13 protein-coding genes are annotated in these 15,642 nt (G+C 32.6%); 3 read left to right on the top strand and 10 right to left on the bottom strand.

From position 1 onward, the window contains the following. Positions 1–643: 643 nt before the first annotated feature. From AC2I98_RS14010 to AC2I98_RS13980, 7 genes are all read right to left on the bottom strand, one after another. Positions 644–1,777: a M28 family peptidase gene (locus AC2I98_RS14010; protein WP_416402994.1), complete on the bottom strand. Its 1,134-nt coding sequence runs from the start codon at positions 1,775–1,777 to the stop codon at positions 644–646. Between the two features lie 39 nt (positions 1,778–1,816). Further along, positions 1,817–2,497, bottom strand: a complete 681-nt coding sequence (locus tag AC2I98_RS14005; protein ID WP_486412275.1) for an SIR2 family NAD-dependent protein deacylase — start codon at positions 2,495–2,497, stop codon at positions 1,817–1,819. Between the two features lie 498 nt (positions 2,498–2,995). Beyond that, a complete protein-coding gene (locus tag AC2I98_RS14000) occupies positions 2,996–4,798 on the bottom strand; it encodes an acyl-CoA dehydrogenase family protein (protein ID WP_486412274.1) in 1,803 nt (600 codons plus the stop codon). An 87-nt stretch (positions 4,799–4,885) separates the two neighbouring features. Further along, complete coding sequence (locus tag AC2I98_RS13995) at positions 4,886–6,067, bottom strand: acetyl-CoA C-acyltransferase (RefSeq protein WP_486412273.1); 1,182 nt, start codon at positions 6,065–6,067, stop codon at positions 4,886–4,888. A 52-nt stretch (positions 6,068–6,119) separates the two neighbouring features. Further along, positions 6,120–6,470, bottom strand: coding sequence for a four helix bundle protein (locus tag AC2I98_RS13990; protein ID WP_486412272.1), 351 nt, complete (start codon positions 6,468–6,470; stop codon positions 6,120–6,122). 39 nt (positions 6,471–6,509) lie between these two features. Further along, on the bottom strand, positions 6,510–8,909 hold the full coding sequence (locus AC2I98_RS13985; RefSeq protein ID WP_486412271.1) for a 3-hydroxyacyl-CoA dehydrogenase/enoyl-CoA hydratase family protein: 2,400 nt from the start codon (positions 8,907–8,909) through the stop codon (positions 6,510–6,512). Next, positions 8,893–9,354: a MarR family winged helix-turn-helix transcriptional regulator gene (locus AC2I98_RS13980; RefSeq protein ID WP_019976592.1), complete on the bottom strand. Its 462-nt coding sequence runs from the start codon at positions 9,352–9,354 to the stop codon at positions 8,893–8,895. The genes AC2I98_RS13985 and AC2I98_RS13980 overlap by 17 nt, the downstream gene beginning before the upstream one ends. 326 nt (positions 9,355–9,680) lie before the next feature. Here AC2I98_RS13980 and AC2I98_RS13975 point away from each other — a divergent pair, with 326 nt between their 5' ends. Both AC2I98_RS13975 and AC2I98_RS13970 read left to right on the top strand, forming a co-directional pair. Beyond that, positions 9,681–11,630 (top strand): KUP/HAK/KT family potassium transporter, encoded by a 1,950-nt coding sequence (locus tag AC2I98_RS13975; RefSeq protein ID WP_486412270.1) that lies wholly within the window; start codon positions 9,681–9,683, stop codon positions 11,628–11,630. A gap of 122 nt (positions 11,631–11,752) precedes the next feature. Beyond that, entirely contained in the window at positions 11,753–12,079 is a 327-nt protein-coding gene (locus tag AC2I98_RS13970) for a YegP family protein (RefSeq protein WP_486412269.1), read from the top strand. 109 nt (positions 12,080–12,188) lie between these two features. Here AC2I98_RS13970 and AC2I98_RS13965 read toward each other — a convergent pair whose 3' ends face one another. Continuing rightward, on the bottom strand, positions 12,189–12,653 hold the full coding sequence (locus AC2I98_RS13965) for a Dps family protein (RefSeq protein ID WP_486412268.1): 465 nt from the start codon (positions 12,651–12,653) through the stop codon (positions 12,189–12,191). A gap of 253 nt (positions 12,654–12,906) precedes the next feature. Between AC2I98_RS13965 and AC2I98_RS13960 the strand changes: the two genes are divergently transcribed. Continuing rightward, complete coding sequence (locus AC2I98_RS13960; RefSeq protein WP_486412267.1) at positions 12,907–13,443, top strand: hypothetical protein; 537 nt, start codon at positions 12,907–12,909, stop codon at positions 13,441–13,443. A 54-nt stretch (positions 13,444–13,497) separates the two neighbouring features. Here AC2I98_RS13960 and prfA read toward each other — a convergent pair whose 3' ends face one another. Further along, on the bottom strand, positions 13,498–14,589 hold the full coding sequence (gene prfA / locus AC2I98_RS13955; protein ID WP_486412266.1) for a peptide chain release factor 1: 1,092 nt from the start codon (positions 14,587–14,589) through the stop codon (positions 13,498–13,500). Positions 14,590–14,696: 107 nt separating this feature from the next. Continuing rightward, positions 14,697–15,530, bottom strand: coding sequence for a T9SS type A sorting domain-containing protein (locus tag AC2I98_RS13950; RefSeq protein ID WP_486412265.1), 834 nt, complete (start codon positions 15,528–15,530; stop codon positions 14,697–14,699). Positions 15,531–15,642: the final 112 nt, after the last annotated feature.

Here is a 15,642-nt window from a genome sequence, read left to right as displayed (position 1 = left end):
TGTATTAAGTAAAATCCATTATGTATTTGTGAGAGGCTGGAATTTTCAAGGCTTCGAAATAACACAAAATCACTTTTTGAATACAAATATAAAATGAAGTAGATTACCAAAATAACCTTTGAGAATCATTTAAATCGTAAGAACACATGACCAAAAACAGTATTTCCACTTGATATTCAGCACAATGACCAAGACGATTCAAACCTCTAAAATAAGTATCATTTGATGCTATTCTGAAATAAACTCAGAATGATAAAATCCGTAAAACGTTAAGCGTAGAACGTAAAACTTAATAAAACCTATGTTTCTATTGTGGTTAGAATATTCATTTTTTATTCGGTATTCTTCTTGATGGGGCACAACAACGATGTAAAATTAACCCTTAGACAAGCAAATTAACTAGAAGTGACGAATAATGAACCTAATTGATTATCCATTAACCTAAATGGAGGTTGTATGCACTAAAATGCATTTTTTCTGTATCGGTTGTGTATCCACGCTATATGCATTCTGTATCCATTGTATATCCATTCCGTATGGTTTGTTCGGTGCTCGTGTATCGAAAGGTTGATTACCATTTAGACAAAAAAAGTAACTATTCAACTAAAAAAGTCAATTTATTACATAAATAAGGAGTAACAATTTATTTCTTTAAAATCTTAAAACTATGTTGATTCGAATTTATTTTAACGAAATAAACGCCAGAAGTAAGATGTTCTAAATTTATCTGTGAAACAGCTGTTCGAAACTTGTTTTCATAGACCTGTATTCCTGTTTCGTTATATATAGAAATTGTAGGTTGCTTTAAAATCTGCGAAAAATGAAGGTTTCTCTTTACTGGATTTGGATACACTTGCAAAGTTGAAATAGTGTGATCTGTTGTAGTCAACTTCTCTTGTGCTTGAGAAAAATGTAATATAGTCGCCAAAGCTCCTTTCGCTACTTCTGTCAAATAATTCAAATCTAAATTAGCTATTATATCTTGAGCAGTATGTGCATAAGGCGTTTCATTTTTTTCGAAAAGTCCAGTTATTGGATAACCAACTGCCTGAAAAGGCATATAATCGGAACTATAAGCATTCGAAATTTCAGTTTTTAGAGTTGTATACAAGGGAAAAATATTCGACATTTGATTAGTCAAATCAGAAGAAGCTGCATTATTTGATGTTGGATTACTTTCATCTTGCTCACAAACAATTGTTGAATTTACTTTATTCGCCACTCCTCCTACCTCATCAATATTCAGAACAGCTTTAATGTTTAAATTCTGAGGAACTGCAATTTGATTGACATATGTCTGACTTCCTATTAAACCGCGTTCTTCTCCTGTAAAATGAATAAACTTGATCGAATAATCAGTATCGATATCTTTAATTAATCGAGCAATTTCTAATAAAGTAACCGTTCCCGATCCATTATCATTCGCTCCAGGTCCATTTAATGTATCATAATGACCATCGATGATAATAAATTTATCAGGATATTTTTTTCCAATTTTAGTTATGATTAAATTATTTCCAACATTTCCAAAAACATTTACAGATTGCTGCTCTATGTTTGAATAGCCATATGCAATATAATAAGATTTCAACCAATCAAAAGCATTATTATGCGCAGAAGAACCGACAGTTTTGATTCCGAAATCTTGAAATTTTTGTAGCTTTTGATGAACAGAATCATATTTAACTTGATCTACTATCGATTGATAAAACGGATTTAACTCTTGTGCAGCCGCATTAATAGAAAAAACAAATAATGGTAGAAATATATACTTCATATTCTCTAAATTAATTAATCAACAGTAAAACGTAAAAGATTAAAAATTATTCAAAATAGTTTTTAATTCTTCGATACTTTCTGTTGCTTTTTTCTTGATATGCGTAATAGATGAATTGGTATAGGTATCTGATGGATCGATATAGATAATTGGGACATTTGTTTTTGCATAATCTTTGAGCGAAGCAGCTGGATACACTTGCATCGATGTTCCAATAATTACCAAAATATCTGCCTTTAAAACCTCATTAATCGCATTTTCTATTTCCGGAACCATTTCGCCAAACCACACAATATGCGGACGAAGTTGATTTCCATCTTCAGCCAAATCTCCAAGTTTGATATCTTTATTCCAATCAATAATTTGATTCTCATCTTTTTCGCTTCGCGCTTTTCTCAATTCGCCATGCAAATGAATTATTTTAGAAGAACCTGCTCTTTCATGCAAATCGTCTACATTTTGAGTGATAATTACAACTTCAAAATCATTTTCTAACTCTTTCAAGAAATGATGCGCAGTATTGGGTTCAACATCGAATAATTGTTTTCGACGTTGATTATAGAATTCTTGAACCAATTTTGGGTTTCTTTGATAACCTTCAATCGAAGCGACTTCCATAATATCATGATTTTCCCACAAACCATTGGCATCTCGAAAAGTAGAAATTCCACTTTCAGCACTAATTCCAGCTCCCGTTAAAACAATTAGCTTCTTTTTCATTTCGAATGTATTAATTGAAGTAAATATAACTTTATAAAACAACAAAACTCCATTTCTATAAATGGAGTTTTGTTGTTTTATTTTATTTTTTTTAATTCATCTAATTTGACTAGACACATAATACTAAATGTTGCAAACATGGTCAACGTAAGAATTGCTGCATTAATTATCATAAGCTTTGTTTTTTGGTTATTAATTTGAATTAAAGTTACTTCAAATCATTTCTTTCGAAAAGTATTTCATTAAGAAATATCGACTTAACTCTCTTATTTTTAATGAATAAACTTTAACCTCAAGGCATAAAAAAACCTCAATTGGGAACAACTGAGGCTTTTCTCTACTAAAACTTAAGTACCATGAAAACTCAACTAACTTATATAAAGACTAGTACTTACTCTAGAATCATCAAATGATATACCAAATTATATTTCAACATATTAAAAATAAAAAAGCAGTCAATAAATTGACTGCTTTAAATAATTTGTATTTAAAATATACTTAGAAAGTGTATTTATTTTCTTTGATTAACAAATCTGCAATTTCAGTTTTTAAGTTAACTACGTTTGGATATTCGTTGTAACGTGTAAATCTTCTTAAACCAGATAACATCATGCGTTGCTCATCTCCTTCTGTGAAAGAAACGATACCGCGAGTAGCTTCTGTTTTAATAATTTCTACCGATTTGAATAATTGTAATTGAACTAATTTTTCTGCATTCTTCGCCGCATCAGCACCTTTTACATTTGCAATTTTTTCTGCACGTAACATCGCCGATTCAACCATATAAATTTCTTGCATAATACGAGAAGCAGCAATAATCAACTGTTGGTGTTGCTCTAATTCTGCACCAAACTTTTGCAAAGCAGAACCCGCAACCATAAAGAACGATTTCTTAAGATTTGCAATGATTTCTTTTTCTTGCGCAAATAATTCTGAATAATCTGGAACATCAAACGATGGAATAGACATTAATTCGTTCGCCACATTCATTGCAGGAGACATTAAATCTAATTTTCCTTTGAATGCTCGTTTTACTAACATCGATACACATAATAAGGTATTGATTTCGTTAGTTCCTTCGTAAATTCTCGAAATACGCGCATCTCTCCAAGCTGCTTCCATTGGCATTTCTTTCGAATACCCCATTCCTCCGTAAATCTGAATTCCTTGATCGGCAGAAACTTGAGCTGCATCAGAAATCCAAACTTTCAAAATAGAAGCTTCAATTGCATATTCTTCGATACCTTTTAACTCGGCTTCGTTATGTGGCATTCCTTTCGCAATATTATCTTCGATTGCATCTTCCACATCTTTTGCCGCGCGATAAGCACCCGCTTCTGAAGTAAACGCAGAAACAGCCATATCAGCTAATTTTTCTTTGATTGCTCCAAATGTATTGATTGATGTATTGAACTGTTTACGTTCTGCTGCATATTGTAAAGAATAATCTAAAATACGACGTTGAGCATCTAAACATGCCGCCCCTAATTTGATACGACCAACATTCAATGCATTCATTGCGATTTTAAATCCTCCGTTTCTTTCTCCTAAAAGATTTTCAACTGGAACACGAACTTCATTAAAGAAAACTTGACGTGTTGATGAAGATACAATTCCTAATTTATCTTCTTCTTCTCCTAAAGAAAAACCAGCACCCGCTTTATCTTTTTCTACGATGAAAGCAGTGATGTTTTTATCCTCATCGATACGTGCAAAAACAATGAATAAATCTGCAAAACCAGCATTTGTAATCCACATTTTTTGACCTGTGATGATGTATTCTTTTCCATCTTCAGAAAGAACAGCTTTTGTTTTTCCCGAATTTGCATCAGAACCTGCTTCTGGCTCAGTTAAACAATATGAAGCAAACCATTCTCCTGTTGCTAATTTTGGTAAATATTTTTGTTTTTGCTCTTCTGTTCCGTATAAAGTGATTGGCATTGTACCAATTCCGGTATGTGCACCGAAAGCTGTTGCTAAAGACCCTGTCGCTCCAGAAATGTAATCGCAAACTAACATTGTAGTAACGAATCCCATTCCCATTCCACCGTATTCTTCTGGAACAGAAATTCCTAATAATCCTAATTCACCAATTTTACGCATTAATTCTTCAATTAACGCATAATCTTTTTTCTCGATTTTGTGTTTATTCGGAACTACTTCTTTATCGATAAATTCTTTTGCTGATTGCAAAATCATTTGTTGTTCTTCTGATAAATCTTCGTAAGTGAAGATGTCGTTAAAAGAGGCATCTTTAATTAAGTATTGACCTCCTATTAATCTATTTGGATTTGTAGACATATTTTTTTGTTGTTTTAGATATTAGATTTTAGAAATGAGAAGTTAGATAAATCAGAAATCTATAATCTAACCTCTCAATTCTGTGTTTTATTTTAGGTATTCGAAAATTGAAGCTGCCCCTTGACCTGTTCCAACACACATGGTAACCATTCCATATTTGGCTTTACGCGCTTCCATTTCATGTAACAATTGAACGGTTAATTTTGTTCCAGAACATCCCAATGGATGTCCTAAAGCAATTGCACCTCCATTTACATTAACAATATCAGGATTCAGATTCAACTCGCGCATTATCGCAACAGATTGCGAAGCGAACGCTTCATTCAATTCAATTAATTGGATATCTTCTTGTTTAAGACCTGCTTGTTCCAACGCTTTCGGAATAGCGAACATTGGTCCCATTCCCATAATACGTGGTGCTAAGCCAACCGTAGAATACGCCATTAAACGAGCAACTGGCTCAAGACCTAATTCTTTTACCATGTCTTCTGACATTACCATTACGAAAGCAGCTCCGTCTGACATTTGCGAAGAGTTACCAGCAGTAACAGATCCTCCTTGTGCAAATACAGGGCGTAACTTTGCTAAACCTTCAATAGACGTATCAGCGCGAGGACCTTCGTCCACTTTGAAATCTATTTTCTTGGTTTGAACTTTTTCTTTATCATCTAAGAAATTAAATTCAACATCAATCGGAACGATTTGAGATGCAAATTTTCCTTCAGCATTTGCTTTTAATGCTTTTTGATGCGAATTGAATGCAAATAAATCTTGATCCTCACGAGACACTTTAAATTCTTTTGCAACTTCTTCCGCTGTTAATCCCATTCCCCAATAATAATCTGGATGATCTTTCGCTAAATCTGTTTCTGGAATTGGTTTGTAACCTCCCATCGGGATATACGACATCGATTCTGCACCACCAGCAATGATACATTCTGCCATTCCTGTTCTAATTTTAGCAGCCGCCAAAGCAATTGCTTCTGATCCTGAAGCACAATAACGATTTACTGTAACACCTGGAACTTTGTCTGTGTCTAATCCCATTAATGAGATAAGACGTGCCATATTCAATCCTTGTTCTGCCTCTGGCATTGCACATCCAACGATTAGATCGTCGATACGTGTTGGATCTAAAGTTGGATAATCTTGCATTAAACGCTTGATTACTGTAGCAGCCATTTCATCTGGACGCGTAAAACGCAATGTTCCTTTTGGTGCTTTTCCTACAGCTGTTCTATATCCTGTAACTATATATGCTTGTTTCATTTTTTTAAAAGTATTAGATTGTATCATGTAAGATGTAAGATGTACAAAGTATTTAATTAAAATTCTGAATTAATTTCACTAACATATTTTGTATATGTTTTAAGTCACTCAACAACTCTTCTGAAATTCCTTTTTGAATAAATTCTAAATCTTTAGCTAAAATAATTTGACATTCTAATTCGAATGACGAACCTAAAGCTATGTTTAGAAAATTAATAAATTGAGCATTTGAATTTCTACCAGCACCTTCTGCAATATTCGAAGCAATCGATATGCAAGCTCTTCTCGACTGAGATGTTAAACCATAAATTTCACTTTTTGGATAATTTGATGTAATCTCATAAAATCTTTTTGTAAAACTCATTGTTTTCTGCCAAACGATCAATTCTTTAAAATCATGCATAAATACTTTTTACAATTTACTTTTTACTTAATACAAAGATTAATTACGCAACGGTTTACCTGTTTTTAACATATGCTGAATACGCTCTAATGTTTTTCTTTCTCCACAAAGAGATAAGAATGTTTCGCGCTCTAAGTCTAACAAGTATTGTTCTGAAACATAAGTTGATTCAGACAAATTACCACCTGTCATTACATATCCTAATTTATTCGCAATTAAACGATCATGATCCGAAGCAAAACGTCCAGCAACCATAGAATCTGTTCCAACATAGAACATTCCCATTGCTTCTTTTCCTAACACTTCTACTTTACGTTGAATTGGTTGTGTATAACCTGCTTCTGCCATAATAATTGCATGTTTCTTCGCTTCTGCAATTTGACGTTCGGCATTTACTACAACAATATCTTGCTCACGAATAATTCCCATATTCTTCGCTTCATAAGCTGAAGTTGCCACTTTCGCAGTTGCGATATTCATGAAATTATCACGTAAATGATTTACTTTTACATCATCTTTTAAAGCGAATTCAGTTGCACGGCGCGCAAATTCTTTCGAACCTCCACCACCTGGGATTAATCCAACTCCAACCTCAACCAAACCAATGTAAGTTTCGGCAGCAGCTACAATTTTATCCGCATGCATTGACATTTCGCAACCTCCACCAAGCGTCATTCCGTGAGGAGCAACAATAACTGGAATAGATGAATAACGAACACGCATCATTGTATCTTGGAACATTTTGATTGCCATATTCAATTCCCACCAATCTTGCTCAGCAGCCATCATCATAATCATGGCTAAATTAGCACCAACAGAGAAATTATCTCCTTGGTTACCAATTACAACTCCACGATAATCTTTTTCTGCTAACTCGATTCCTTTATTGATTCCTTGTAAAACTCCTCCTCCAAGAGAATTCATTTTAGAACGGAACTCAATATTGATGATTCCATCTCCTAAATCTTGAATAGATATTTCTTGGTTTGACCAGATTTCATTTGTTTTTCTGATGTTATCTAAAATAATAAATGCATCTTGACCTGGAATTAATTCGAATTGTTTTGATGATTGATTATAGAATAATTTCTTACCATTTTCGATTTTATAAAAAGAATCTGCACCTGAAGCAGCTAATTCTTTTACCCAATCCGAAACCTTGAAACCTTCTGATTCTACTAATTGAATTCCGTTTTGTAACCCAACCAAGTCCCATGTTTCAAATGGACCATATTTCCAAGCGTAACCTGTTTTTAAAGCGTCATCAATTGGATAAAGTACATCTGTAATTTCTGGAACACGTTGAGAAACGTAAGCGAATAATGAAGCAAAATGTTTGCGAATCAATTCTCCAGCCTTACCAGAATCTTTCAATAAAACACCTAATTTATTACGCATAGATCCTGCATTTTTAGCAGTTTCTACAGCTGTAACTTTTGCACGTTCCATTGGACGATACTCTAACGTATCAAGATTTAAGGCAAAACGATTGGTATTCCCTTCTTTATCAATTTCTTTATAATAGAAACCTTTTTTCGCTTTATCTCCTAAGAATTTATTTTCGATTAAGAAATCCAAGAATTTTGAATCTTTCAAACCTTGGATCATTTCGTCATTTGGCGCATTTTGCTGTAAACCTTTTGTTACATTATATGCTGTATCCAAACCAACCAAATCACCCAATTTGAATGTTCCCGTTTTTGGACGACCCAAAATAGAACCTGTCAAAGTATCAACTTCTTCAATCGTTAATCCAATTTCTTGCGCCAATTCCATCACTTTCGCCATCGAGTAAACTCCTACTCTATTCCCGATAAAACCTGGCGTATCTTTACATAAAACTGGTGTTTTACCTAAAAATAAAGATGCATAGTTTTGGAAAAACTCAACAACAGATTTATCTGTTTGAGGAGTTGGGATAATTTCGAATAATTTTAAGTAACGTGGCGGATTGAAGAAATGCGTTCCGCAGAAATGTTTCTGAAAATCATCTGAACGACCTTCAGCCATCAAATGAATTGGAATACCAGAAGTATTAGAAGTGACTAAAGTTCCTGGTTTACGGAAGTTATCTACACGCTCAAAAATAGATTGTTTAATATCCAATCTTTCGATCACAACCTCTATTACCCAATCCGAGTTTTTAATCTTCTCGAAATCATCATCAAAATTCCCTACAGTTATACGAGAAGCAAATGCTTTGTCATAAATTGGTGAAGGATTGCTTTTTAAAGCAGCATCTAAGTGAGTTTGAGCAGTTCTGTTACGAACTACTTTACTCTCTAAAGTAAGTCCTTTCGCTTGCTCTTGTGGTGTAAGCTCGCGAGGAACCATATCTAACATCAAGACTTCGACTCCGATATTTGCAAAATGACATGCAATACCAGACCCCATCACTCCTGATCCTAATACAGTTACGTGTTTAACGTGTCTTCTCATAATTGTTTTTAAATATTTTTTTGTCCGATATTAATTGGTTAATCTTATAAATCACTTCCAAGAAAATTTGCATTTTCTCTGGCTCGATGTGATTATTAATTGATTCATTAAATTGCAAAACAAAATGTTTTGAAATATCTCTCATTCTTAATCCTTCTTCAGTCAAAGTGATCAACACACTTCTCCCATCTTCTGGATTTGGTTTTCGAACGATAAAATTTCTTGCTTCTAAGTTTTTTAATGTTCTCGACAAGCTTGTTGGCTCTATTCCCATCTTTGGTCCTAGCGACGTACTTGGCGTACCTCCTTTCGGATCTATTGATAATAATGTAAAGGCATACACCATTGTAGAATCGTAAGCACCAGCTTGCTCATTATACATTTTCTGAACTGACAACCATGTTGAACGCAATAAATAATCTATCGTTAAATCTTCTCTTAACATATTTTAGTGTATGTATAACAAATATAATCTTTTTTTTATTATGCAAGCATAATAAAGTTTTAAAATTTAATTTTGTTTAACAAATAATGATTCAATTTACTATTTCTCAATGAAATGTAACTTTAAATTATGATTAATAAAATAAATAGTATGATTAAATAATACTTAAATTTATTCCATTAATAAAAAACCGACTGCAGTAGTGTAAAAATACGCTATAATTAGTATCGAAAATAAGTATAATGTTGGTTTTGTATTATAAATAAATAAGATTGTTTAATCTCTTTTCAACGACATACATTCGTAGAAATTTTAAAATACTGCTTATGGAATCAAACCATACGATGAACAAAGTAACAGCGGCAACGCTATTAATCGCATTTGGAATCATTTACGGTGATATTGGAACAAGTCCTTTATATGTAATGAAAGCGATAATTGGCGAGACTCGCGTGATTGAAGAGAGCATTGTCTACGGAGGCGTTTCTTGTGTCTTTTGGACTTTGTGCTTTCAGACTTCTATCAAATATGTATGGTTGACACTAAAAGCAGATAACGATGGCGAAGGAGGTATTTTTTCGTTATACTCGCTTATCAAGAAAAAAGGTAAAAACCTGATTATTCCTACAATTATTGGCGCTTCTGCTCTTCTCGCCGATGGAATTATTACTCCTCCTGTCTCTGTTTCTTCTGCTGTAGAAGGACTTCGAATGTTAAACGGATTAGAACACCTTCCGACTATACCTATCGTTATTTTTATTCTTTCGATGCTATTTTTCTTTCAACGATTTGGAACAAATAAAGTAGGTAAAATATTTGGCCCATTTATGGTTCTTTGGTTTACAATGCTTTTAGGATTAGGTGTTTTACATATTGTGCATCATCCAAGTATTATAAAAGCGCTTAATCCGTATTATGCGTACAATCTTCTGATGAATTATCCACATGGATTTTGGATTCTTGGAGCTGTTTTTTTATGTACAACTGGAGCCGAAGCATTATATTCTGACTTAGGGCATTGTGGCCGTAAAAATATTAGAATCAGTTGGATTTATGTAAAAATATGTCTAGTCGCGAACTATCTAGGACAAGCTGCATGGTTAATGCATCAAGATGATCCAATGATGGATGGAAGAAATCCTTTTTACGAAATGATGCCCGACTGGTTTTTAATCCCTGGGATTTGTATTGCTACAGGAGCTGCTATTATCGCATCACAAGCTTTAATTACGGGATCCTTTACATTGATTAACGAAGCGATTAACTTAGGTTATTGGCCAAGAACATTAATCATTCAACCAAACGAACACAAGAGCCAAGTATACATCCCAACAATCAATTTTATGTTGTGGGCAGGTTGTGTATTTATTGTTTTATACTTCCGAGATTCTTCTCACATGGAAGCCGCATACGGACTCGCAATTACCGTCACAATGTTAATGACAACCTTTTTATTATCCTATTACCTTAATTATTATACGAAATTCAACAAAGTCTTTATCGTTGCGATTCTATCAATTTTTGTTGCGATTGAATCATCATTCTTTGTTGCAAACGTTGTGAAATTTGTAGACGGAGGATACTTAGCATTGTTAATGGGATGGCTATTCTTTGTCGTAATGTATTGTAGTTTCTATGGAAAGATCCTTAATTCTCGTAATCTTGAGTTCGTTAAAATTAAGCGTTACGCCAATGTTTTAACTGAATTGAGCGAAGATAAAACAGTCAATAAATATTCTACTTTCTTATTTTATTTAACAAAATCAACCAACCCAAAAAATATTGAGAAATATAGTATTCAATCTATTTTATCAAAACGTCCAAAACGTGCAGATGTATACTGGTTTGTGAATATTAGTCGAGATAGTGAACCTTATACATTAAACTATAAAATTCTACCAATTGTAGATCAAAAAATATATCGAATTACGTTTAATATCGGATTTAGAGTTCAACCAAAAACAGAACAATACATCAAAAAAGTAATTAATGATATGTATGCAAATGGTGAATTGGAATTGAAATATCTAAATCCTTGCTTGAAAAAATACAACCAAGATCCTGATATGAAGTTCGTATTAATAGAAAAATTCCCTTCAATTGAAACAAAATTAAGCATGAAAGAATTCTTTACCTTAAAAGTATATTACATTTTAAAGAAAATAGAATTCAATATTCCTAAATCATTTGGATTAGAGAAAAACGATGTTGTCGTAGAACATATTCCTTTGTACATGCACAAACATAATGTTGATGATTTGAAAAGAATTCAATAAAATTGAAAAATCCTGAAAATTAATTTTCAGGATTTTTTTATTGATATAATTTTCTTCATTCAAACTATCAAATAAATTTTATACATTTATATTTATCATAAACTATTAAAATTCTATTCATTATGTTTGAAATTTATCAAGACAAAGCAGGAGAATATCGTTTTCGTTTGAAAGCTAAAAATGGACAAAATATTTTAGCAAGCGAAGGATACAAGCAAAAAGCAAGTTGTGAAAACGGAATTGAATCTGTTCGTAAAAATTCGCAAGACGAATCCAAATTCGAATTAAAAGAAGGCGCTTCTGGTAAATGGCATTTTAATCTAAAAGCTACGAACGGACAAGTTATTGGAACAAGCCAATCGTACGAAACAGAATCTGGTGCTAAAAATGGAATTGCGTCTGTAAAAACAAATGCGTTAGAAGCAGAAGTAAAAGAAGTTGAGGGATAAACATGAACTTCTATAAAAAGCTGAAGCCTTGGATAAATCCAAGGCTCAACCTAATTAACACTAATATGAATTAACACTAAAAACTTATGAAGTAAAATAATGTTCAACTTTATTTTAGATGCGATCTAAGCATCCAAGCAGTTTTTTGATGTTGTTCCAATAATCCAACTAAGAAATCCGAAGTTGAAATATCATTGAACTCTTCAATTTCTACTACAGCTTGTGCCAAAAAGTCAATAATCACTTCATGGTCGTGTAGCAAATCAGCAATAAAACTCAAACTATTTTTGTTCTCTGTTTTTCTTGCTTCAGACAAATGAGCTAACTGCAAATACTCTGTCATTGTTGCTGGTGCGTAAACATCTTTTTGACGAATCTTCTCGGCAACATCGTCTATGACAATTTGTAACTCGTTATACAACGATTCAAAATACACATGTATTGTTTGAAAATCTGGACCTTCTACATTCCAATGTGCATTTCTTGTTTTTAAGTATAAAATATGTTCGTCTGCTAATAATTTAATTAAAATATCAGCAATCTTTTGTTTTTTTTCTGGCGATAATAATTTCATTTGTTTAAATTTTATATTGTCTATTTTGATTAACTTTACTACTGCAAAGATAAAACCAGAAAAGATTTATATCATAGATTTTCTAAATCTAATATCTATTCTTTTATAATTAAAAACTATGAACGACTCGTTACAACTTAAAATAAATAATGATGTTTAGTTAAAAACAGAATTATTATTTTTGATAGGACAAATTTATAGTGGTTTTTTCAAATAAAGCCATTCTTAAAAGTTAAAAATTAATTAAATTTCTATGAAAAAGTTCCTTTTATTTATCATTTCTTTAACCCTAAGTAGTGCCATTTATGCTCAAATAAATCAAAATCAACCCATTAATAACAATTGGCGATTTGGTGGTGGACTTGGACTATCTTTTGGTAATAACAGCTATTTTGGTTTTAATATTTCACCAAGTGTGGGTTATATGGTCGCAAACAATATAGAACTTGGTGCCACAGCTGGTTATCAATATGCAAAAGATGATTATGCTAAATTAAATTTATTTAATGTAGGTCCATATATCAACTTCTTTCCAATCGAAAACATATTTTTGAGAGCGAATTATATGTATTATTCAGGAAAACAAAAATACAATGATCGCACGCTTTATTACAATAACATCTATGAAGCAACTTTAGATGAATCTGCTTTATGGCTTGGAGGCGGTTATCAATCAAGTGGACCAGTTAGATTTCAGGCTGGTGTTATGTACAATGTATTATATAAAGAAAACGAAAGTATATTTTCGAGTGGATTTCAACCATTCATGGGAGTTTCGATAGGATTATAAAAAAAATCCATCTCAAAAATATTGAGATGGATTTTATATTATTAACTAAAAAAATTAAAAATCTTCTTCTGTTCCTTTTAATTTTTCTGCATTTTCTGCCATTTTCAGTGCATCAATCATTTCCTGAATATCTCCGTTCATAAAGTTATCCAAATTGTAAATTGATTTATTAATACGGTGATCTGTTACACGACCTTGCGGATAGTTGTATGTACGAATCTTAGCCGAACGGTCACCAGTTGATACTAATGATTTACGTTGAGCAGAACGCTCTGAATGTTTCTTCTCAAACTCGATTTCATACAATTTTGTACGTAATAATTGTAAAGCCTTTTCACGGTTCTTATGCTGTGAACGCGCTTCTTGACATACAATTACAATTCCAGAAGGTTTATGTGTTAATTGAACTTTCGTTTCAACTTTATTTACATTTTGTCCTCCCGCACCAGATGAACGAGCTGTTTGATATTCTAAATCAGCTGGATTAATCACTACATCTACTTCTTCTGCTTCTGGCAAAACCGCAACTGTAATTGCCGAAGTATGTACACGCCCTTGAGACTCTGTTTCAGGAACACGTTGTACACGGTGAACACCAGATTCGTATTTCATAGTTCCGTAAACAGCATTTCCTTCAACTTGCATCACTAACTCTTTGTATCCTTTTCCAGATGCTTCAGAAGTATTCAATACCTCATGTTTCCAACCTTTTTCTTTAAAATACATTGAATACATACGGTAAATATCCTCTACAAAAATTGCTGCTTCATCACCACCTGTACCCGAACGTAACTCAACAATAACGTTTTTATCATCTTCTGGATCTTTAGGAATCAACATCATTTTGATTTCTTCTTCCAAAGCAGGAATTGCATTGATCGCTTCATCTTTTTCGATTTTGGCTAACTCAACCATTTCTGCATCAGAACCATCATTGATAATTTCATCAGCTTCTTCAATAGCATTGATATAACCTTCATATACTTTTTGAATCTCTACGAAATCTCTAAGATCTGAATATTCTTTGTTCAGTTTCGCATAACGAGCTTGATCTGTCACGATATCTGGTTGAATGATTAAATCAGCTACCTCATCGAAACGTTGTTTAATTGCTCTTAATTTATCTAATAGACCTAAATCTGCCATATACTTTTATTGGATTGCAAAGATACAATAACTCAGGGGATTCAGAAAATTTGAATAAAAAAAAACCGATGAAAATCATCGGTTTTGTATTATACAATTGATTAAAATTATTTTTTTACAATTTTTTGAGTAAATTTATTCACTCCATCTGTAACTGTTACAATATATATTCCTTTTCCTAAATCAGAAACATCATATGCCTCACCTGCTGAGAATGATTTAACTTTTTTACCTGTTAAATCAGTTACAGTAACTTGAACTTTAGAAGCTGTATAAGCTTGACTTAAATTCAATTTAAACTCATCTTGAACTGGGTTTGGATAAAGAGATACTTTAGATTTATTTAAATCACTTACTCCTAATGTTTCTCCTGTTACTTTTACATCATCTAAAGAAAGAAAATCCATATCTGTTACATCATGATGTCTAAATGTTATAAAAACACTCTTTCCTGCAAAAGAAGAAATATCAACATTTTTAGTTTGAACACCTGGAAAACCACCTGCCCCATCATATGTTTCTGTGAAAACAGGCGTTTCTAAAACTGCTTCATAGACATCTTCTAAAGTATGTACATAAACTGAATAATTTTCACTATTCCAAGCTCTATTTCCAGCTGCTGTTACTTTCCACTCTAACTTAATAGGTCCAGTAACATTTGTCAAATCAATTAATGGTGATGTAGCTGCATTATCAGGAGTTAAAGGTTTGACCTGCCAAGATCTTGATATTAAAGAGATAGGTGTAGATGGTTGCCCTGTTGTGTTTGGAACAAAATACATATCTCCAAAATTATAGCCATCTCCATCCATATCTTCAAAAGTCCATCCTGCAGGAGGATTAGCTACCGTTGCAGAGTTAAAATCTTCAAAATAAACCACATTTTGCGCATTTGCAGAAACTGCTGCTACCGTTAGTAAAGAAAATAAAAATTTTTTCATAAATAATTCATTTTTAGTGTTAATTAATATTAAATATTACATAAACATATAAAAAAACCGCAACAAACATCAATATAAGTGTGACGAAAATCACATTTTAGAACCATTCAAA

The sequence above is a fragment of the Empedobacter sp. EJD.6dd genome, assembly GCF_057369435.1.
This window is presented reverse-complemented; position numbering and strand designations above follow the sequence as displayed.

Coding starts and splice junctions, on each gene's coding strand:
- AC2I98_RS14010 (WP_416402994.1), bottom strand. CDS start 1,777: ATGAAGTATATATTTCTACCATTATTTGTTTTTTCTATTAATGCGGCT.
- AC2I98_RS14005 (WP_486412275.1), bottom strand. CDS start 2,497: ATGAAAAAGAAGCTAATTGTTTTAACGGGAGCTGGAATTAGTGCTGAA.
- AC2I98_RS14000 (WP_486412274.1), bottom strand. CDS start 4,798: ATGTCTACAAATCCAAATAGATTAATAGGAGGTCAATACTTAATTAAA.
- AC2I98_RS13995 (WP_486412273.1), bottom strand. CDS start 6,067: ATGAAACAAGCATATATAGTTACAGGATATAGAACAGCTGTAGGAAAA.
- AC2I98_RS13990 (WP_486412272.1), bottom strand. CDS start 6,470: ATGCATGATTTTAAAGAATTGATCGTTTGGCAGAAAACAATGAGTTTT.
- AC2I98_RS13985 (WP_486412271.1), bottom strand. CDS start 8,909: ATGAGAAGACACGTTAAACACGTAACTGTATTAGGATCAGGAGTGATG.
- AC2I98_RS13980 (WP_019976592.1), bottom strand. CDS start 9,354: ATGTTAAGAGAAGATTTAACGATAGATTATTTATTGCGTTCAACATGG.
- AC2I98_RS13975 (WP_486412270.1), top strand. CDS start 9,681: ATGGAATCAAACCATACGATGAACAAAGTAACAGCGGCAACGCTATTA.
- AC2I98_RS13970 (WP_486412269.1), top strand. CDS start 11,753: ATGTTTGAAATTTATCAAGACAAAGCAGGAGAATATCGTTTTCGTTTG.
- AC2I98_RS13965 (WP_486412268.1), bottom strand. CDS start 12,653: ATGAAATTATTATCGCCAGAAAAAAAACAAAAGATTGCTGATATTTTA.
- AC2I98_RS13960 (WP_486412267.1), top strand. CDS start 12,907: ATGAAAAAGTTCCTTTTATTTATCATTTCTTTAACCCTAAGTAGTGCC.
- prfA (WP_486412266.1), bottom strand. CDS start 14,589: ATGGCAGATTTAGGTCTATTAGATAAATTAAGAGCAATTAAACAACGT.
- AC2I98_RS13950 (WP_486412265.1), bottom strand. CDS start 15,530: ATGAAAAAATTTTTATTTTCTTTACTAACGGTAGCAGCAGTTTCTGCA.